Source organism: Youhaiella tibetensis (genome assembly GCF_008000755.1).
GTDB classification, from domain to species: Bacteria; Pseudomonadota; Alphaproteobacteria; order Rhizobiales; family Devosiaceae; genus Paradevosia; species Paradevosia tibetensis.
Genome location: NZ_CP041690.1, coordinates 2,847,937 through 2,865,178 on the forward strand (window position 1 = coordinate 2,847,937; position 17,242 = coordinate 2,865,178).

General features: G+C 64.5%; 21 protein-coding genes. 12 read left to right on the forward strand and 9 right to left on the reverse strand.

The window, feature by feature from the left end:
- Positions 1 to 133: 133 nt before the first annotated feature.
- From FNA67_RS13930 to FNA67_RS13955, 6 genes are all read right to left on the reverse strand, one after another.
- Complete coding sequence (locus FNA67_RS13930) at positions 134 to 637, reverse strand: DUF1993 domain-containing protein (protein ID WP_147656398.1); 504 nt, start codon at positions 635 to 637, stop codon at positions 134 to 136.
- 25 nt (positions 638 to 662) lie between these two features.
- Positions 663 to 1,952, reverse strand: a complete 1,290-nt coding sequence (locus tag FNA67_RS13935; RefSeq protein ID WP_308499089.1) for an MFS transporter — start codon at positions 1,950 to 1,952, stop codon at positions 663 to 665.
- A gap of 27 nt (positions 1,953 to 1,979) precedes the next feature.
- On the reverse strand, positions 1,980 to 2,795 hold the full coding sequence (locus FNA67_RS13940; RefSeq protein ID WP_147656400.1) for an RNA methyltransferase: 816 nt from the start codon (positions 2,793 to 2,795) through the stop codon (positions 1,980 to 1,982).
- Positions 2,796 to 2,843: 48 nt separating this feature from the next.
- Entirely contained in the window at positions 2,844 to 4,292 is a 1,449-nt protein-coding gene (locus tag FNA67_RS13945; RefSeq protein WP_147656402.1) for a GGDEF domain-containing protein, read from the reverse strand.
- 191 nt (positions 4,293 to 4,483) lie between these two features.
- Positions 4,484 to 5,074 carry a GNAT family N-acetyltransferase gene (locus FNA67_RS13950; RefSeq protein ID WP_147656404.1) on the reverse strand — a complete coding sequence of 197 codons (591 nt, stop codon included), beginning with the start codon at positions 5,072 to 5,074 and terminating at the stop codon, positions 4,484 to 4,486.
- Between the two features lie 326 nt (positions 5,075 to 5,400).
- Positions 5,401 to 5,994: a GNAT family N-acetyltransferase gene (locus FNA67_RS13955; protein WP_147656406.1), complete on the reverse strand. Its 594-nt coding sequence runs from the start codon at positions 5,992 to 5,994 to the stop codon at positions 5,401 to 5,403.
- A gap of 88 nt (positions 5,995 to 6,082) precedes the next feature.
- Here FNA67_RS13955 and FNA67_RS13960 point away from each other — a divergent pair, with 88 nt between their 5' ends.
- The 3 genes from FNA67_RS13960 to FNA67_RS13970 are packed head-to-tail and all read left to right on the forward strand — an operon-like array spanning position 6,083 to position 7,207.
- Positions 6,083 to 6,526, forward strand: coding sequence for a GFA family protein (locus tag FNA67_RS13960; RefSeq protein WP_170267316.1), 444 nt, complete (start codon positions 6,083 to 6,085; stop codon positions 6,524 to 6,526).
- Position 6,527: 1 nt separating this feature from the next.
- Positions 6,528 to 6,863 (forward strand): TfoX/Sxy family protein, encoded by a 336-nt coding sequence (locus tag FNA67_RS13965; protein ID WP_244616354.1) that lies wholly within the window; start codon positions 6,528 to 6,530, stop codon positions 6,861 to 6,863.
- A complete protein-coding gene (locus tag FNA67_RS13970; RefSeq protein WP_147656413.1) occupies positions 6,860 to 7,207 on the forward strand; it encodes a TfoX/Sxy family protein in 348 nt (115 codons plus the stop codon). Before FNA67_RS13965 ends, FNA67_RS13970 begins: the two co-directional genes overlap by 4 nt.
- 42 nt (positions 7,208 to 7,249) lie before the next feature.
- On the opposite strand, the gene fabF is transcribed toward FNA67_RS13970, so the two are convergent.
- Complete coding sequence (gene fabF, locus FNA67_RS13975) at positions 7,250 to 8,539, reverse strand: beta-ketoacyl-ACP synthase II (protein WP_049705740.1); 1,290 nt, start codon at positions 8,537 to 8,539, stop codon at positions 7,250 to 7,252.
- A gap of 62 nt (positions 8,540 to 8,601) precedes the next feature.
- A complete protein-coding gene (locus FNA67_RS13980; RefSeq protein WP_147656415.1) occupies positions 8,602 to 9,018 on the reverse strand; it encodes a MarR family winged helix-turn-helix transcriptional regulator in 417 nt (138 codons plus the stop codon).
- A gap of 120 nt (positions 9,019 to 9,138) precedes the next feature.
- Between FNA67_RS13980 and FNA67_RS13985 the strand changes: the two genes are divergently transcribed.
- The 8 genes from FNA67_RS13985 to FNA67_RS14020 all read left to right on the forward strand — a co-directional run bounded on the left by FNA67_RS13985 (position 9,139) and on the right by FNA67_RS14020 (position 15,449).
- The gene (locus FNA67_RS13985; RefSeq protein ID WP_049705742.1) at positions 9,139 to 9,741 is read left to right on the forward strand and encodes a DJ-1/PfpI family protein; all 603 of its coding nucleotides are present in this window, start codon (positions 9,139 to 9,141) and stop codon (positions 9,739 to 9,741) included.
- A gap of 53 nt (positions 9,742 to 9,794) precedes the next feature.
- Positions 9,795 to 10,187 carry a ribbon-helix-helix domain-containing protein gene (locus FNA67_RS13990; RefSeq protein WP_147656417.1) on the forward strand — a complete coding sequence of 131 codons (393 nt, stop codon included), beginning with the start codon at positions 9,795 to 9,797 and terminating at the stop codon, positions 10,185 to 10,187.
- A 96-nt stretch (positions 10,188 to 10,283) separates the two neighbouring features.
- On the forward strand, positions 10,284 to 11,495 hold the full coding sequence (locus FNA67_RS13995) for an NADP-dependent isocitrate dehydrogenase (RefSeq protein WP_049705744.1): 1,212 nt from the start codon (positions 10,284 to 10,286) through the stop codon (positions 11,493 to 11,495).
- A 115-nt stretch (positions 11,496 to 11,610) separates the two neighbouring features.
- Positions 11,611 to 12,186, forward strand: coding sequence for a TetR/AcrR family transcriptional regulator (locus FNA67_RS14000; RefSeq protein ID WP_049705745.1), 576 nt, complete (start codon positions 11,611 to 11,613; stop codon positions 12,184 to 12,186).
- A gap of 99 nt (positions 12,187 to 12,285) precedes the next feature.
- Entirely contained in the window at positions 12,286 to 13,086 is an 801-nt protein-coding gene (locus FNA67_RS14005) for an SDR family NAD(P)-dependent oxidoreductase (RefSeq protein WP_147656419.1), read from the forward strand.
- A gap of 136 nt (positions 13,087 to 13,222) precedes the next feature.
- Positions 13,223 to 13,924: a head GIN domain-containing protein gene (locus FNA67_RS14010; protein WP_170267317.1), complete on the forward strand. Its 702-nt coding sequence runs from the start codon at positions 13,223 to 13,225 to the stop codon at positions 13,922 to 13,924.
- Positions 13,921 to 14,436 (forward strand): GyrI-like domain-containing protein, encoded by a 516-nt coding sequence (locus FNA67_RS14015; RefSeq protein WP_049705748.1) that lies wholly within the window; start codon positions 13,921 to 13,923, stop codon positions 14,434 to 14,436. The genes FNA67_RS14010 and FNA67_RS14015 overlap by 4 nt, the downstream gene beginning before the upstream one ends.
- A 29-nt stretch (positions 14,437 to 14,465) precedes the next feature.
- Entirely contained in the window at positions 14,466 to 15,449 is a 984-nt protein-coding gene (locus tag FNA67_RS14020) for a glycerophosphodiester phosphodiesterase family protein (RefSeq protein ID WP_170267401.1), read from the forward strand.
- Between the two features lie 2 nt (positions 15,450 to 15,451).
- On the opposite strand, the gene FNA67_RS14025 is transcribed toward FNA67_RS14020, so the two are convergent.
- The gene (locus FNA67_RS14025; protein ID WP_049705750.1) at positions 15,452 to 16,045 is read right to left on the reverse strand and encodes a cation transporter; all 594 of its coding nucleotides are present in this window, start codon (positions 16,043 to 16,045) and stop codon (positions 15,452 to 15,454) included.
- Between the two features lie 240 nt (positions 16,046 to 16,285).
- Between FNA67_RS14025 and FNA67_RS14030 the strand changes: the two genes are divergently transcribed.
- Positions 16,286 to 17,236 (forward strand): DMT family transporter, encoded by a 951-nt coding sequence (locus FNA67_RS14030; protein ID WP_053167919.1) that lies wholly within the window; start codon positions 16,286 to 16,288, stop codon positions 17,234 to 17,236.
- Positions 17,237 to 17,242 lie beyond the last annotated feature (6 nt).

Consider the following 17,242-nt stretch of genomic DNA (forward strand, 5'->3'; position numbering starts at 1 on the left):
GAGCCGACAGACCTCGTTTAATCAAGATCCCGGGTGCGCCTGCTGCCCCGAAAGGCTGAACAGGTGCGCGCGTGATAGAGGCGTGAAGGAATTATGTCAAGCGGCGCGAGGTTTGCACGCCGCCCGGCGGGCCTCACACGCCCAGATAATCGCGCTTGCCCACATCCACCCCGTTGTGACGCAGGATCGCGTAGGCCGTGGTGATGTGGAAGTAGAAGTTGGGCAACTGCCGATCGAAGAGATAGTCGGCGCCGGTCAGCGTCAGGTCGCGGTCGCGCAGCTTGACCGTGAGTTCGCGCGTATCGGCCCCTTCAAAGGCGCTCTCGGGCACGCTCTTGACGAAGTCGACGGTCTTTGCGATGCGCGCGCGCAGCTCTTCCCAGGTTGTCTCGTCGTCGGCGAAGCTCGGCATCTCGACGCCGGCAAGCCGCGCCACGGTGGCCTTGGCCGTATCGCTGGCGCGCTGGATCTGCCCGGAGAACGGATACATGTCCGGCGCCAGGCGCGAATTGACGAGCACCGAAAGCTCGATCTTGCGAGCCGCCGCATTGGCCCCGGCCTTGTCCATGATGCCACTCAGCTGGCTGAAGCCGCGCAGATAGAGGGGAACCGAAGCCCGATAAATCGACAGAGTCATGTGCCTACCTTCTTTCAAGCCAACGTCATTCGGCCGCAGCCGACTGAGGTTCGGAAACCATTTTGCGATCGAGTGCGCGCTGGTTGCGCAGGCCCGGGAAGGCTCGGCTCCAAATGCCGGCGACCAGCATGGCGCCCACCCCGCCGATCACCACCGCCGGCACGGCACCCAGCCACGCCGCCACCATTCCGGCGCGGAACTCGCCGAGTTCGTTCGAAGCGCCGATGAAGACGCTGTTGACCGCCGTCACGCGTCCACGCACCGAGTCGGGCGTCCAGAGCTGCATGATGGTCTCGCGGATGGTGACGCTCACCATGTCCGAGGCCCCGACCAGAGCCAGCGCGGGAATCGCCACCCAGATCGATGTCGAAAAGCCGAAGATGATCGTGAAGAACCCGAAGAGCCCCACGAAGAAGAATAGAATACGCCCGGCGTGATCGCGGATGGGGAAGCGCGAAAGAGCAATTGCCATCGCAATGCCCCCGATCCCCGGCGCCGCCCGCAGGAAGCCCAGCTCGGTCGGCCCGGCATGCAGGATGTCCTTGGCATAGATCGGCAGCAGCGCCACGGCACCACCCATCAGCACCGCGAAAAGGTCGAGCGAGATTGCCCCCAGCACCACCTTGTTGGAAAGGATGTAGCGGAAACCCGCCAGCATGGTCTCGAGGCTCGTCGCCTGGTGCGAGTCGCGCTTGGCCGGCTTGGGGATCAGCAGCACGCTCACCATCGACACGCATACCAGCGCCGCCGCCACGCCGAACGCCACCACCGGCGAAATGCCATAGAGCAAGCCGCCGGCCACCGGCCCCAGGATCGAGGCGAACTGCCAGGCCGATGCGTTGACGGTGATCGCGTTGGAAAGCGCTTCGGGCGGCACGAGATTGGGCGCCAGCGACTGGCTGGCCGGCCCCATGAAAGCCCGGGCCGTGCCGAGCACGCCCAGCACCACGAAGATCGGCCAGATCTCGTGCGCCTGCAGGTCGACGAACACCAGCAGCGCGATGGCCGCCGCAAACTCGAAGCCGAGACACACCGCCATGATGGCCCGCCGGTTGAAGCGGTCCGCCGCAAGTCCCGTGACTAGCACCAGCAACAGCGCGGGCGTGAAGAGCGTCAGTCCCACCAGTCCGAGCAGGGCAGCGCTGCTGGTCAGGTCATAGACCTGCCAGGCAACAGAGACCGCCATGATCTGGACGGCGAAGCTCGTCGTGAGCGTAGCCAGCCAGAAACAGCGAAAACCGAAATAGGTGAATGCCTGACGGGAAGGCTCAGGCGCCGAAGCGGAGGTGTCCATTATGCCCAAAGCAAATGCCACGCCGCCCGGTCACAGTCAAAGACTGCTTTAGGAGGATTGTTCCTCGTCCTTGTCCCTGGGCCTTTGCCGATTGGGATTGGGTCGCTCGTGGCGGCGATCGATCGATGAGATGACGCCGCGCAGCGTGCGAACCTCCTGGGAAGAAAACTGTCCGCGCGTCAGCGCCGTGCGCAAGTTGTTGACCATGCTCGGGCGCTTGTCGGGGGTCGTGAAGAACCCGGTCTGGTCGAGCACGCCTTCCAGGTGCTCGAAGAGCCCTACCAGTTCCTCGCGCGGCGCTGGTTCGGCCAAGCCGCTGTCAAAGGGCAGTTGCGCGCCCTCATCGGTCTGCCGGCGCCATTCATAGGCGATGATGAGCACCGCCTGCGCGATGTTGAGCGAGGCGAAAGCCGGCTCGACCGGGAGCGTCACGATGGCGTCCGAAAGCGCCACCTCCTCGTTGTAGAGGCCCCAGCGCTCGCGGCCGAACAGGAACCCAGCCTTCTGGCCGGTCGCGATATGCGCGATGACCCTTTGCCCGGCGACATCGGGGCCGAAGACTTCTTTCTGCATGTCGCGCCGGCGCGCCGTCGTGGCATAGACCAGCGAGAGGTCGGCCACTGCCGCCTCGACCGTATCGAACACCTGGACCTTCTCGATCACATGGTCCGCACGCGAAGCTGCCGCGACGGCGCGCTCATTGGGCCAGCCATCGCGCGGATTGACCAGACGCAGGTCCCACAGCCCGAAATTGGCCATGGCCCTGGCGGCGGTACCGATGTTCTCGCCTAGCTGCGGTTCACAAAGGATCACCGCCGGGCTGGGGCGATAGTTGAAAGTCTGCGAAGAGTCGGTGCCGGCCATGGATGTCATCCTTGTTGGCCGGCAGATAGGAAGAAAGCGGGCAAAAGATCAAGAGACGGCATGCCCCCTTTCCTCTTCGTCCCGGAGAAAGGCTACCCGATTGCGGCCCTCTCCCTTGGCGACATAGAGCGCCCGATCCGCCACCGCGATCATCTGGTCGAGGTTGGTTCCCACAGCAGATGCATGGGCGACCCCGACGCTCAACGTGGTGCGCAGGACCGTTCCATCATCGAGGAATACCGCCAGCTTTTCCACCGAGCTGCGCACGCGCTCGGCGATGGCAGTCGCCTCCCGGTGCCCCACATTGGGCAGCACCACCGCGAACTCTTCCCCGCCGACCCGGCCGAAGACGTCGCTTTGCCGGATGGCAGCCTGGATCGCCGCGGAAATCGCAACGAGCACCTTGTCTCCGGCAGGATGGCCGTGTTCGTCGTTGACCCTCTTGAAATGGTCGGCATCCAGTACCAGCACGCCGACATAGGCGCCCGTCGTCGCCATGAGTCCCATCATCTGGTCCGCCGTTTCGTAGAAGGCGCTGCGCGTCAGGGCGTTGGTGAGGGCATCGTGCCGTGCGATCTTCTCGAGTTGCTTGAGCAGTGCGTTGCGGGCCGAATTGGCGCTGGAAACCATGATCGGCCCCATTGCCACCAACGCGAGCGCCAGGTGCACCGACATGATAGCCCCGCTCGTGTCCTCCACCCCCAGGTTGATCAGGTCGAAGCGCAGCGCCAACATGGCAAAGTCCGAATAGAGCATCACCAGGATAGCCGTCGCGCAGACCGAAAAACTGAGCGCGCACCAGAGCAGCGCCAGGATGGGAAAGACGATCGATACCTGGTCGCGCACCACCAGCGTCAACGCCAGGCTGGCACTCAGGGCCAGCAATTGCGGCCAGTAGAGCTGTATCGGGGGCAGTGTGAACTGGCGCTTCCTTAGGATCGCCCCCAGCGTCGGCGCGGACAGCACGACCGGTAACAGGGACAGGTAATTGCCAAGCTCCGAGGCTGCCCAGCTCATCCAGCTCGCAGCCACCGACTGTGCGGTCAGTTCGGGCACCGCCCAGCATCCCACGGAGGCCGCGACGCTCGAGCCGACCGCCGCGAAGATCAGCAGGAACAACACGCCCTGCGGCCGCTGCAAAGTGGCATCGCCGGGATCGAGTTGATCGAGCAGCACGGTTATGGTGAATACCCCGGCCAGGTTGGCCAAGGTGAACCAGACTGCCGTTGTCACCGGATCGCCTACGGCCAGGTCGGCCAGGACGAAAGCGATGAATGCCATTACCGAAGCGGGCAGTCTCCACGCCCTCGGGTTGCGGTAGAGCAGGCCAGCCAGAAGCGCGTTGGCCGGCCAGAACGTTGCCAGGAAACCGTAGGGGCGCGACAAGCCCCCCAGAAGTGCCGCCGCAAAAACCACGGCGAAAATGGTCAGAGCAAAAGTAAATGCATTCCACGCGCCGCGTCCCGCCGGTGCGGGATCGGACAAAGTCTCACTCATAGGGCCCTCAAAGTGTTCGAGCACCGCGCTGGAACACTGGACGAGCCCCTCTTCACGTCAGCTGTACGCGGCCCGTTCACCCAAGCACAAAAAAAGGCGAACGTCAGCGCCTAGTTCATAGCAGGCCTTCCAAAAATGCATATCGACGTAGGCAGCAAGCTTCATTACGATTCGCTGCGCATACCCGGTGGTCAGGCCACCCGGTGGGTCAATTCCCTAACCTTGCTGGACCGGCGCCACTCGCGATCGAGTATCGCGAAATGCAGCTCCTCGTCCCATTCGCCCTGGAAAAGCGCATGCTCGCGATAGTGAGCCTCAAGCCGCATCCCCATGCGGTTGAGAAGCTTGGCCGAGCGCGTATTGCGCGCGTCGCAGCGGGCGAACACCCGGTGCATGCCGAAATTGTCGAAGGCGACGTCCAGAAGCCTGGAAACCGCTTCGGTCGCGTAGCCCTGACCGGAATAGACCTTGCTGAAGACAAATCGTATCTCGCCCTGCCCCGCCGTGGCGTCGACCCAGCGCAGGGAAACCTGGCCGATCAACTGGTCGTCGGACTTGCGCACCACCGCCAGGCTCAGGATGTCTCCGGGGCGTTGCAGCGTGATCTGCCCGCGCATGGCCTCTACGGCAGCCACCACTTCCACCTTGTCGCGCGCTTTCCAATCCAGGTAGCGCTGCACTTCGGGCAAGGCGTGATAAGCCATTACGGCCTCGATATCTGCCTTTTCGAATATCCTGAGAACGAGCCGGTCTGTTTCAACCGGAAGTTGCAATTGAGTCATGTCGTCGCGTTCCTCCGCTGAAAAATACGACAGCGATCGCACCGACAACACGAGTGTTTCGTTATGCGCCCCGCCGCTCCAAGCCCACAGTCCAAACGGCGCTTCGCACCGCTCGGTTCCCGCTATGCACGTGAAAAAACCTGCTAATTTCCGGTGGCTTGGTAGATCGTGGCCAAGCTTCGCCGGGCGCCGGCCTTGTGACCGAAACGCTGCAACAACCCGGCTTATACACCGGTCCGATGACGCTATGCTGAATGTACGAGCCGGTACGCAGCTCGTCCTTTCAGACTAGGACGCCGTGCTCGTGGAATCAATCGAAAGCCAACCTACGTGCTTTCGCCGACGGCGATCGCGGGGACGCGGCGAGCCGCCCACTCATCCTCAAGAATTGCGTAGACGAATTCCTCGTCCCACTCGCCCTTGAAGCGCGCATGCTCGCGGAAATGTGCTTCCCGGCGCATGCCCAGGCGCTCCATGACGCCCCATGACGCCCGGTTGCGCGCATCGCATCGCGCCATAATCCGGTGCAGCCCAAGATCCTCAAATCCTATACGCAGGAGCGCCTCGCTCGCCTCCGTGGCGTAGCCGTGCCCGTGAAAGAGCGGATTGAAGATATATCCGAGTTCCCCCTGCCGGGCGATCTCGCTGCGCCAGATGAGGGAAATCTCTCCCACCAGTTCACCGGTCTCGCGCAGATCCACGGCCAGAACGAGCTTGTCGCCCTCCTGCTCCACCGCCGATTGAGAAATCCGCTGCTGGATCGCCTCGGTGACCGTCTCGTGGGACATCGGGCTATCGAATAGAAAGCGCGCCACGTCTTCGCGCTGGCGGTAGGCGAACACCGCCTCGACATCTCCACGCGTGAACGGACGCAACCGAAGTCGGTGCGTCAGGATCGGATAATCCGGGGCGTAGACCATGGGCAATATCCGGATTGGCGGCAACCTTTCGGTGGTAAGCCGCGCTGGCCGCAATTGCAAGTTCGCCTGGCCCGTGCCAGCCTCCGGCATGTCCAAAGCGCCAAAGCCATCGGTCGATCTTTCGGCGCGCTGCGCATGCGGCGCGGTCGCTGTCCGCGTGCACGGCCCGATCTTTGCGATGCTCATGTGTTCCTGCCTCGATTGCCAGAAGGCCACAGGCACCGGCCACGCCACGGTTGCACTCGCCGCCCCGTCGGACGTGACCATCACCGGCCCCGTCTCGAGCTTCGAGCGCCCCGCCGACTCGGGCGCGCTTTTCACGCGCAGCTTCTGCCCGCATTGCGGCACGCCCATCGCCGGGCGCTCCAGCCGCGCGCCTGACGCCATCATGTTGCCGGTTGGCCTGTTCGGCGCCGACACAGGCTGGTTCGCACCCAATCAACTGATCTTCGCGCGCTCGCACCACCAATGGGATGCCATCGCGCCGGACCTGCCCCGCTATGTCCGCTACCGCGACAGTGGAGAAATCTGACGTGTCAGCAGCTTCAGACGAAATGGCGGGACGCATTCGCGCTATCCTCGCGGACCGTCCCGAGATCGTCGAAAAGAAGATGTTCGGAGGGGTAGGCTTCATGCTCAACGGCAACATGCTGGTGGGCACGACCGCCAAGGGCGCCCTCATGGCCCGCGTCGCCCCCGACCGGGTCGAGGAAGCGCTGGCCCGCCCCGGCGCCGCGATCATGCATATGGGCGACAAGCCGATGAAGGGCTTCCTCTCCGTCGCTGACCAGGGGATCGAGACCGACGACGCCCTCGCCGACTGGATCGCCTATTGCGAAACCTTCGTAAGGACCCTGCCGCCCAAATGACGCGCGACAACGAAACGCTCACCTATCTCTGCGACCGCATCCGCACCATCCTCGATGGCGACCCGCGCATCACCGAAAAGCGCATGTTCGGCGGGCACACCTTCCTGCTCAACGGCCACATTCTGGTGGCGGCAAAGAAGGATGGGCGGATCCTCGTCAAGGTCGGCAAGGAAACCTCAAACGAAGAGGCCCTGGCCCGCCCGGGCACCACCCAGATGATGCATGGCGGCAAGGCCATGCGCGGCTTCATCTGGGTTGATCCAGATGTCATCGAGGACGATGACGACCTGCGCGACTGGATCGCCACATCCGAGCGGCATGCGGCAAGCCAGGTACCGGTGTAGAGAAACGGGCGGCCGACGAACCGGCTACCCGCTCGAACGAACTCAGGCCGGGGCCTTGCCCAGGACCAGCGATGCGTTGACCCCACCGAAGCCGAAAGCGTTGACCAGGGCGTAGTCCAGCGCCTTGGCATGCGGCACCTTCGGCACGAGGTCGAAGACATCGGCAACCGGCTCTGGATCGTCGAGGTTTAGCGTTGCGGGCAACAGGCCGTTGCGGATGGCCTGCACCGTAAAGATCGTCGCGATGGCTCCGGCTGCGCCGAGCAGGTGACCGGTCGAGGACTTGGTCGCGGAAACCGAAAGGTCCTTGCCGCGATCCCCGAACACCGCCTTGATGCCTTCGATCTCGGCCGCATCGCCTACCTCGGTGGAGGTCGCGTGCGCGCTTACGTAGCCGATGGCGTCGGGAGAGACGTCCGCCATCTTGATGGCATTGCGCATGGCGCGCTGCGCCCCGGCGCCGGTAGGTTCGCCTGCCGTCAGGTGATAAGCGTCGGCCGAAGTTCCATAGCCCGCCACCACGGCCAGCGGCGTGGCGCCGCGCTTCCTGGCATGGCTGAGCTTTTCGATGACGAGAACCGCCGCGCCTTCCGCCAGAACGAACCCGGCATGGCCCTTGTCGAAGGGCCGCGAGGCCTTTTCCGGTTCATCGTTGAAAGTGGTGTTGAGGGCGCGAGAGGCGGCAAAGCCACCGATGGAGATCGGATCGACCGAACCTTCGGCGCCCCCCACCACCGCCACTTCTGCTTCGCCCGTCATGATGAGGCGCATGCCGTCGCCGATTGCCTGGGCCGAGGCCGCGCAGGCCGTCACCGGCGTTCCGATGGGCCCCTTGTAGCCGTAGCGGATGGAAATCCAGCCGGCGGCGAGATTGGCGAGGAATGCGGGCACGGTGAACGGCGAGAGCCGCCGCGGACCCTTCTCGATGATGATCTTGGCCGTTTCGGCCATGATCGGGGAACCACCGACACCGGAGGCGATGATCGTAGCGGTGGCTTCCTTGTCCTCTTCGCTTTCGGGGAACCAGTTGGCCTGTCGGATGGCCTCCTGGGCCGCTACCAGCCCGTACTGGATGAAGAGGTCCATCTTCTTGACGTCCTTGCCGTCGACCGCGACCAGCGGGTCGAACCCGGCCTCCGGATCCTCCTCGGTCCGCTTGACCAGTCCGCCGATCTTGCTGGCGAATTCACTCACGTCGAAGCGGGTATTGGGGCCGATGCCGCTCTTGCCGGCGATCAGTCGCTCCCAGACCTTGTCGACGCCGACCCCAAGCGGGCTCACGACACCCATGCCGGTCACGACAATGGGATCGTTCGGATCGGGTTTCAGCATTGCATTGGTCTCCTGTGGTGATCGACGGGTGCCCGTCAAATCGGGCTAAATAGTGTTTGGGCCTAAAGCCTTGCCAGCTCCTGGAGGGCCTTGAGCGTGGAGGGCCAGTCCGGCTGCGTGAGCTGTTCGCGCAATTCCGCCTGGCTGGCACGCCAGATCGGCACGATCCTGTCCAGCAGCACTTGCCCCTCCTCGCTGAGCGAGCACAGCCGCCCGTTTCCCTTCTCCGCCCCCTCGAGCCGGACCAGGCCCTTGCGAGCCATCAGGTCGAGATTGCGCGACAGGGTCGTGCGCTCCATGGCGATGCTCTCGGCGATCTCGGTGATCGAACGCCCGGGCCTCTGCCTCGCCGCGGTCAGGATCGAGAACTGCGTGGCCGTTACGCCGAACCCGCGCAGCTTGCGGTTTGCCCGCCGCGTGACGGCCCGAGCCGCCATTCGCGTATTGAGCACCAGGCACTGGGAAAAGTCGTCTTCCATGCGTAAATGGTGCCGTGCATATACACGGCCGTCAAGTGTAGTATCCCGCTAACACCCACCCCCTCCTCGTGCGTGACATAGTGCCGGGCAAGGCAAAACCGCCACAACGAGGAGGATACGATGAGCGGCAAGCGCTTACTCATGATCTGCGGCGACTTCGGCGAAGACTACGAAACCATGGTGCCTTTCCAGGCCCTGACGGCAGTCGGCCATACGGTTCACGCCGTCTGCCCCAACAAGAAGGCCGGCGACACCATCGCCACTTCCATCCACGACTTCGAGGGCGACCAGACCTACAGCGAAAAGCGCGGGCACAACTTCGCCCTCAACGCCACCTTCGCCGACATCCGGCCGGAAACCTACGACGCGCTGGTCATTCCGGGCGGGCGCGCGCCGGAATATCTGCGGCTCGACGCCCGCGTCATTGCCATGGTCCAGCACTTCTTCGAGACCGACAAGCCGGTCGCGGCCGTCTGCCATGGCCCCCAGATCCTAGCTGCCGCGCGCGTGCTCGAGGGCCGCACCTGCTCGGCCTACCCCGCCTGCCGGCCCGAGGTCGAACTGGCCGGGGCCACCTATGCCGACATCGCCATTGATGCCGCGGTAACCGATGGTAATCTGGTGACGGCTCCCGCCTGGCCAGCTCACCCTGCCTGGATCGGCCAGTTCCTCACGGTCCTGGGCACGCGGATCGAACATGAGAGCAGGAAGGCGGCTGCCTGATTGAGACGGGCCGGTCTCCCCGACCGGCCCACGCTCGGGGAGGAGCGCCAGCCATGTGCCGTCTGTTCATCAACGCTGATCCCAACCTCTGGCAGAGCCAGACCCGCTCGATGCGCATCGGCGGCATGGCAACCAGCGTTCGACTCGAAACCCTCTTCTGGAATGTGCTCGAAGAACTGGGCGCGCGCGACGGGCTGAGCGTGAGCCAGCTCATCGCCCGCCTCTACCAGGAATCCCTCGATGAAGGGCATGACCTGGAGAACTTCGCCTCGTTCCTGCGCGTATGCTGCGCGCGCTACCTTTCGCTCCAGCTGAGCCACGACATCCCGCACGATCGCTCGATCCCCATCCGCTCGCTCGATGCCGACCGAATCCTCGAGCGCGAACGCAATCGGAGCGGCGCCAAGCGGCCCCGCGCGGCCTCAGGCGCAACCCTTCACGCCTGATCTTCCCTGCGGCCTTTGCGCGCGGCATCACCAATGCTATAGGGGCGCCGAACAACAGGCCCACGCGGGCCTTCAAACCCCTATGGAGCGTTATCGATGAGCAAAATCAAAGTCGCTAACCCGGTGGTCGATCTCGACGGCGACGAGATGACCCGGATCATCTGGCAGGCGATCAAGGACAAGCTCATTACGCCCTACCTCGACCTCGACATTCGCTACTACGACCTGTCGGTCCAGAACCGCGACGCCACCAACGACCAGGTGACCGTGGACGCGGCCAACGCCATCAAGGAATTCGGCGTGGGCATCAAGTGCGCCACCATCACCCCCGACGAGCAGCGCGTCGAAGAGTTCAAGCTCAAGAAGATGTGGAAGTCGCCCAACGGCACCATCCGCAACATCCTGGGCGGCGTGATCTTCCGCGAGCCCATCATCTGCAAGAACGTGCCGCGCCTCGTGCCGGGCTGGACCCAGCCGATCATCGTCGGCCGCCATGCCTTCGGCGACCAGTACCGCGCCACCGACTTCCGCTTCCCGGGCAAGGGCAAGCTCTCGATCAAGTTCGTGGGCGAAGACGGCCAGACCATCGAGCACGACGTCTACGACGCGCCCGGCTCGGGCGTAGCCATGGCCATGTACAACCTCGACGACTCGATCCGCGACTTCGCGCACGCTTCGTTCAACTATGCGCTCAACCGCGGCGTACCCTGCTACCTCTCGACCAAGAACACCATCCTCAAGGCCTATGACGGCCGCTTCAAGGATATCTTCCAGGAGATCTTCGAGAAGGACTACAAGGCCAAGTTCGACGAGAAGAAGATCTGGTACGAGCACCGCCTGATCGACGACATGGTCGCCTCCGCCCTCAAGTGGAGCGGCGGCTATGTCTGGGCCTGCAAGAACTACGATGGCGACGTGCAGTCCGACATCGTGGCCCAGGGCTTCGGCTCGCTCGGCCTGATGACCTCCGTGCTTATGACGCCCGATGGCAAGATCGTGGAAGCGGAAGCCGCGCACGGCACCGTGACCCGTCACTATCGCCAGCACCAGCAGGGCAAGGAGACCTCGACCAACTCCACCGCCTCGATCTTCGCCTGGACCCGTGGCCTCGCCCACCGCGCCAAGCTCGATGACAATGCCGAGTTGATGCGCTTTGCGACCACGCTCGAAAAGGTCACCGTCGACACCATCGAAAGCGGCAAGATGACCAAGGATCTCTCGCTCCTGGTCGGCCCGGATCAGCCCTGGCTCTCGACCTTGGGCTTCCTCGATGCCATCGACGCCAACCTCCAGAAGGCCATGGCGTAAGCCCTCCAATCGATAAAATTTGAATCCTTTTCGACCATTGACGGCGCCCTCCTGGGCGCCGTTTGTCGTTGAAGGATGCTCATCATATATATGTTGCGCAGCAAAGGAGCCGATCATGGGCCGTGTCTCGCGCCAGCAGGCGGACGAAAACCATAAGCAGATCCTGGAGGCGGCCTCCCACCTCTTCCGGGCCAATGGCCTCAAGGAGACCAGCGTGCCCCAGGTGATGGCGGCCGCCGGCCTGACCCACGGCGGCTTCTACGGCCACTTCGCCTCCAAGGAGGCGCTCTCCGCCGCTGCCTGCCAGAGCGCCTTTGCCTGGCTGGACGACTACTTCAAGGACATTGCCGCCCGCCACCCCGGCGACCCGGCGGCAGCCCGAGCCGAGCTCATCGACAACTACCTCAGTCCTGACCACCGTGATCACCCCGGCGACGGGTGCCCGGCCATTTCGCTGGGCGCCGATGTCGGCCGCGAGCCAGCGGACAGCCCGGTGCGCGAAGCCTATCGCCAGGGCATCGAGGGTATCCTCGACATCCTGCGCGACGATTTCGCCGTCGCTTCGCGCAGCCAGGCGCTGGCCAGCTATTCCACCCTTGTGGGCGCGCTGTTGCTTTCGCGGGCGACCGAGGGCTCTCCCCTCTCCGATGAAATCCTCGAGGTGGCGCGCAAGGCCCTACTGCCGCGCTGAGCCGAAATTTCGGTCGCGCCTGCGCTTGACGTTTTAAATTATGATCATCATGTATTTGCCATCGCCGCCCGCGAGCGGCCTTACAATGGAGAACACAAGATGACCGTCCAAGACCACGCGGGCTATGCCCTGGTAACCGGCGCCTCCGAAGGGATTGGCGCTCTCTATGCGGAACGCCTTGCCGCCCGCGGGCACGATCTGGTTCTGGTCGCGCGCAACCGCGACAAGCTCGAAGCCCTGGCCGCATCGATCCGCCAAGCCACCGGCCGACAGGTCGAGGTGCTGCCTGCCGACCTTTCGACCCGCCCCGGCCAGGCCGCGGTCGCCGAACGGCTCAGGGCCGAACCGGCCATCGAGATGCTGGTCAATAATGCCGGCATCAGCCTTTCCACCGGGCTGGTCGATGCCGACCCGGCGCGGCTCTCCGACATGCTGGCGATCAACGTGGACGCGCTGACGCTGCTCTCCAACGCCGCTGCGACCGGCATGGTCAAGCGCGGGCACGGCACCATCATCAACATCTCCTCGGCCATGGCCGTGCTCCACAACCCCACCAGCGCCGCCTATAGCGGCACCAAGGCCTTCGTGCTCACCTTCACCCAGGCGCTCGACCTCGAACTGCGCCCGCACGGCGTACGCGTCCAGGCGGTCCTGCCCGGCGCCACGCGCACTGCGATCTGGGAGAAGGCCGGCGTCGACATGGAGAAGATGCCAACCTCCATCCTCATGGACGCAACCGAACTGGTGGATGCAGCCCTTGCCGGACTCGACCAGGGCGAACTGGTCACCATCCCCTCCCTGCCCGACCCCGAGGAATGGGCACGCTTCGACGCCGCGCGGCAATCCCTGAGCCGTTTCGTGTCGCGCGACAGCGCCGCGCCACGCTACAGCCAGGGCTGATTCCCCCACCTTCGCGCCGGAAAACCCTCTCCGGCGTGATGACCTCATCATTGAAAAGAATTATCCGGCTGCCCCTTGAACGGCTAGTAACACACCTCCCAGCTTTGAATTCATCCATCGGGACATGGAGACAAAGATGAGCGTGTTTGCTGCCGTGGGGCTAGCCGGAGCAATGGTCGTCGCCGTATCGGGCGCCGCTTTCGCACAGTCCAAGACATTCGAGGTCGCCCCATTTTCGGGCGTCGATATTTCTTCAGGACTCAATGCCGACATTACTGTCGGCCCCACCGTTTCAGTGACCGCGCAAGCGCGCGATCCTCGCGATCTCGACGATCTGCGCGTGGAAGTTCGCGACGACCGGCTCTTCGCCTGGATCGAGCGCAGTATCCTGGACCTGCGCTTTGGCGACCGCCGCATCACTATCCACATCACCACCCCCCGGCTCGACTTCCTCCAGGCCAGCGCCGGCGCGGACGTGACCGCCAAGGGCCTCGCCGGCCAGCGCACCGAAGCCAACGCCTCGGGCGGCGCCGACCTGACCGTGACCAGCGTCGAGGCAGGCGAAATGGTCGCTTCCGCCTCGTCGGGCTCGGACCTGCGCCTCTCCGGCACCTGCCAGAGCGCAACCTTCGACATCTCGTCGGGCTCCGACCTCGACGGGCGCGACCTCAAGTGCCAGGACGTCGCCATCCGCGCCTCGAGCGGCAGCGACGCCGAAGTCTTCGCCAGCAAGAGCCTCGTCGCCAATGCGTCGAGCGGCAGCGACATCGAAGTCCACGGCAACCCGGCCTCGGTCACCAAGGATGCATCGAGCGGCGCCGGGATCGAACTGCGATGATCCCGCTGCTCGACATCGGCATCATCGAGGTTGCCCCCCTGCTCCTGGCCGCAGTTCGCGACAGGGTCGCGCTATCGGCGCTTTCCGACGCCATCAGCAATTCCCCCGTCTGGGAGCGCGTGCGCGAGCGTGGCCTCCAGCACAGCGGCCGCAACGTCGTCATCTACTGGGGCGGCGAAGAGGAAGTGACGGTCGATATCGGGGTGGAGGTCACCGAGCCGTTCTGCGGCGACGATGACCTGCAATGCGTCGCCGTGCCCACCGGGCGCGCCGTCACTGCCACCCATACCGGCCCCGATCACCTCCTGCCGCACGTCCACGAACGCATCCGCTCCTGGTCCGCCGAGGGAGAGCGCAAGCTCGCCGGCGTCCACTGGGAAGTCTCGCAGGGCGAACCGGACGACCCGGCGCAACGCCAGACCCAGGTCTTCTATCTCATCAGGGAACCCACAGCGCGGGCAACGCCCCGCAAGAAGTGGCCGCGCTTCAACGAGCGCTCCCGCCCGGCCTGACGGCATCCTGAGAGAAGACTGGAACTATGCTGCGCAAGATTCTGATCGGACTCGCGGTTTTCATCGCGCTTGTCTTCGTGTGGAACGCAAGCTGGCGGGTTACCCCACCCGCCGACGCGAAGGTGGCACTCATCGCCCATCGCGGCGTCCACCAGACCTTCGACAATAACGGGCTGGGCAACGACGGCTGCAGCGCCGAGCGCATCGAGACGCCAACGCACGGGTTCTTCGAGAACACCCTGCCCTCGATGGAAGCCGCTTTCGCGGCCGGCGCGGATATCGTCGAGTTCGACATCCACCCCACCACCGACGGCCAGCTGGCCGTGCTCCACGACTGGACGCTCGATTGCCACACCGAGGCGAGCGGGGTCACGCGCGAACAATCCATGGCGTTCCTCAAGACGCTCGACATCGCCTACGGCTACACCGCCGATGGCGGCAAGACCTTTCCCTTCCGCGGGCAAGGCGTCGGCATGATGCCCGAACTGAGGGAAGTGCTGGCCGCCTTCCCCGAGGGGCGGTTCCTCGTCAACTTCAAGAGCAACGAGCAGCGCGAGGCCGACATGCTCGCCGCCGTCGTGAACGACGATCCGGTGTGGCGCGCCGAAATCTGGGGCGTCTATGGCGGAGATCCCCCGACCATGCGGGCTCAGCAACTTCTCGGCATCGACAATGCCTGGACGCGCAAGGCGACCATCGATTGCGTTACCCAGTACGCGGGCCTCGGCTGGACCGGCTACGTGCCGGGCCCCTGCCACAACACGCGCATCATGCTGCCAATCAACGTTGCGCCCTGGCTCTGGGGCTGGCCCAACCTCCTGCTCGAGCGAATGCACGCGGCGGGCAGCGAAGTGATCCTGCTCGGCGCCTTCGAGGCGGGCGACCCCGGCACCTCCGGCATCGACACGCTCGAGGAACTCGCCAAGGTTCCCCAGGGCTTTGACGGGTACATCTGGACCAACAGGATCGAGGTCATCGGCCCGGCGCTCAAGGGCACGCCCGAAGGCGTATGACCTCAGGCCGCCGCCTCGTGTTCGCCCCGCGCCGCCTCCCATACCTCGCGCGCGGCATCCACGTTGAGCGCGGCAATGCCCAGGCCCACGATGACGTCGGGCCACACCGAAGGATAGACCAGCGTCACCAGGCCCGCCGCGATGATGGCCACATTGGCGAAGGCGTCATTTCTCGCCGACAGGAACGCCGCCTTGGTAAGGCTGCCGCTGTGATGGCGGTAACGCACGAGGATGAAGGCACAGGTGAGGTTCACCGCCAGCGCACCGAGCCCGGTGGCCGAAAGGGCGAAGGGCTCGGGCGGGATCGGATTGCTGAACTTGCCCCAGAGCGCCCAGAGGAACGCAAGCGCGGGAATGAGCAGAACCGCGGCGAGCGCCATGCCCACCTTGGCGCGCGCCGCCAGCGACCAGCCCATCGCCAGGGCGATCAGCAGATTGACCGAGGTATCTTCAAGGAAGTCGACGCTGTCGGCGAGCAGCGACACCGACCCGATATGGAGCGCCACTGCGAACTCGACGAAGAAATAGGCGAGATTGAGCAGCGCGACGACGATAACCGCGCGGCGCAGCCCCGCGGGCATTTCCTGTGGACTCATCGGGTGTTCCTCCTGCGCGCAGGCTAGCCCCGGAGCCTCCGGCGCTCCACCACAATCATCTTCCTGCCCGCGGCAACGAATTCTTTTCGCTGTGGCAAGAAAGCGCTCACAATTTCGGCATAGTGTGCGTATTGTAGTTCCCAGGAATGCGCCGCCACCTCCCTGCGGCCCCTGCCTCCTCCACGCGCCTCCCCAGCCCCCGCGCAGCGGTGCGATATCTGTTATGATTGGATATCCCAGATGCCGGTCGGCGTGCTATTTGCGCTGGGTGCGTACGCTTTCTATTCGTGCAGCGACGCCATCGTTAAGAGCTTTTCGGGGCACCTGTCGGTGTTCGAGATCAGCTTTTTTTCTGCCCTTTTCTCGCTGATCCCGGCGGTCCTTAGCAAGGCCAAGACCGAACGCTGGCGCGACACCTTCAAGCTCAACCATCCCTGGTTGCTCCACGTGCGCGCCGTCACCGGCGTGCTGGGCGCGACCATGGTGATCTTTGCCTTCACCACCATCCCCCTGGCCGAAGTCTATTCGATCGCCTTTCTCGCCCCGGTCTTCGTCACCATCATCTCGGTGGTAGTGCTCAAGGAGCACGTGCCGCTCCAGAAGTGGCTGCTGCTGATGGCGAGCTTCGTGGGCGTGCTGATCGTCGTCCGCCCAGGCTTCCGCGAATTGCATTGGGGTCACCTGGCCGCCGTCGGCAGCGCCCTTTTCGGCTCGATGACCACCACCATCCTGCGCACGGTCGCCCCGCGCGAAAAGCGCGTCTCGATCTTCGGGGTACCTACCGCCTACCTGCTGGTCTTCAACGGCCTGATGATGATCCCGACCTTCGTCGTCCCCAGCCTCCAGCAGTGGGCGTTCTTCGTGGCCATGGGCGTGCTCGGCGGGGTGGGTCACCTCTGCTTCATCAGCTCGACTCGCCTCTCGCCGGCAAGCCTCGTGGCGCCCACGCAATACAGCCAGATCCTCTGGGCCATCATCTTCGGGGCCACCTTCTACCATGAGTTCCCCGACGCCATCGCCTATGTGGGCCTGGTGATCGTCGCGGCGGCCGGCATCCTCAACGTGGTGCCCGCCGAGACGCGCCGGCGCGCCATCGCCCGCTTCGCCATCCTGCGCGGCCCCGCCGCCGCAGCCGCCCCGCCCGCAGCCAATGACGTGAAACCGGCCCAGCCCAGCAAGAAGGCCGCCTGACCGACA

Bases quoted from the DNA above. Each gene is read 5' to 3' on its own strand.
- FNA67_RS13930 (WP_147656398.1), bottom strand. From the start codon at position 637: ATGACTCTGTCGATTTATCGGGCTTCGGTTCCCCTCTATCTGCGCGGC.
- FNA67_RS13940 (WP_147656400.1), bottom strand. From the start codon at position 2,795: ATGGCCGGCACCGACTCTTCGCAGACTTTCAACTATCGCCCCAGCCCG.
- FNA67_RS13945 (WP_147656402.1), bottom strand. From the start codon at position 4,292: ATGAGTGAGACTTTGTCCGATCCCGCACCGGCGGGACGCGGCGCGTGG.
- FNA67_RS13950 (WP_147656404.1), bottom strand. From the start codon at position 5,074: ATGACTCAATTGCAACTTCCGGTTGAAACAGACCGGCTCGTTCTCAGG.
- FNA67_RS13955 (WP_147656406.1), bottom strand. From the start codon at position 5,994: ATGGTCTACGCCCCGGATTATCCGATCCTGACGCACCGACTTCGGTTG.
- FNA67_RS13960 (WP_170267316.1), top strand. From the start codon at position 6,083: ATGTCCAAAGCGCCAAAGCCATCGGTCGATCTTTCGGCGCGCTGCGCA.
- FNA67_RS13970 (WP_147656413.1), top strand. From the start codon at position 6,860: ATGACGCGCGACAACGAAACGCTCACCTATCTCTGCGACCGCATCCGC.
- fabF (WP_049705740.1), bottom strand. From the start codon at position 8,539: ATGCTGAAACCCGATCCGAACGATCCCATTGTCGTGACCGGCATGGGT.
- FNA67_RS13980 (WP_147656415.1), bottom strand. From the start codon at position 9,018: ATGGAAGACGACTTTTCCCAGTGCCTGGTGCTCAATACGCGAATGGCG.
- FNA67_RS13985 (WP_049705742.1), top strand. From the start codon at position 9,139: ATGAGCGGCAAGCGCTTACTCATGATCTGCGGCGACTTCGGCGAAGAC.
- FNA67_RS13990 (WP_147656417.1), top strand. From the start codon at position 9,795: ATGTGCCGTCTGTTCATCAACGCTGATCCCAACCTCTGGCAGAGCCAG.
- FNA67_RS13995 (WP_049705744.1), top strand. From the start codon at position 10,284: ATGAGCAAAATCAAAGTCGCTAACCCGGTGGTCGATCTCGACGGCGAC.
- FNA67_RS14000 (WP_049705745.1), top strand. From the start codon at position 11,611: ATGGGCCGTGTCTCGCGCCAGCAGGCGGACGAAAACCATAAGCAGATC.
- FNA67_RS14005 (WP_147656419.1), top strand. From the start codon at position 12,286: ATGACCGTCCAAGACCACGCGGGCTATGCCCTGGTAACCGGCGCCTCC.
- FNA67_RS14010 (WP_170267317.1), top strand. From the start codon at position 13,223: ATGAGCGTGTTTGCTGCCGTGGGGCTAGCCGGAGCAATGGTCGTCGCC.
- FNA67_RS14015 (WP_049705748.1), top strand. From the start codon at position 13,921: ATGATCCCGCTGCTCGACATCGGCATCATCGAGGTTGCCCCCCTGCTC.
- FNA67_RS14025 (WP_049705750.1), bottom strand. From the start codon at position 16,045: ATGAGTCCACAGGAAATGCCCGCGGGGCTGCGCCGCGCGGTTATCGTC.
- FNA67_RS14030 (WP_053167919.1), top strand. From the start codon at position 16,286: ATGCCGGTCGGCGTGCTATTTGCGCTGGGTGCGTACGCTTTCTATTCG.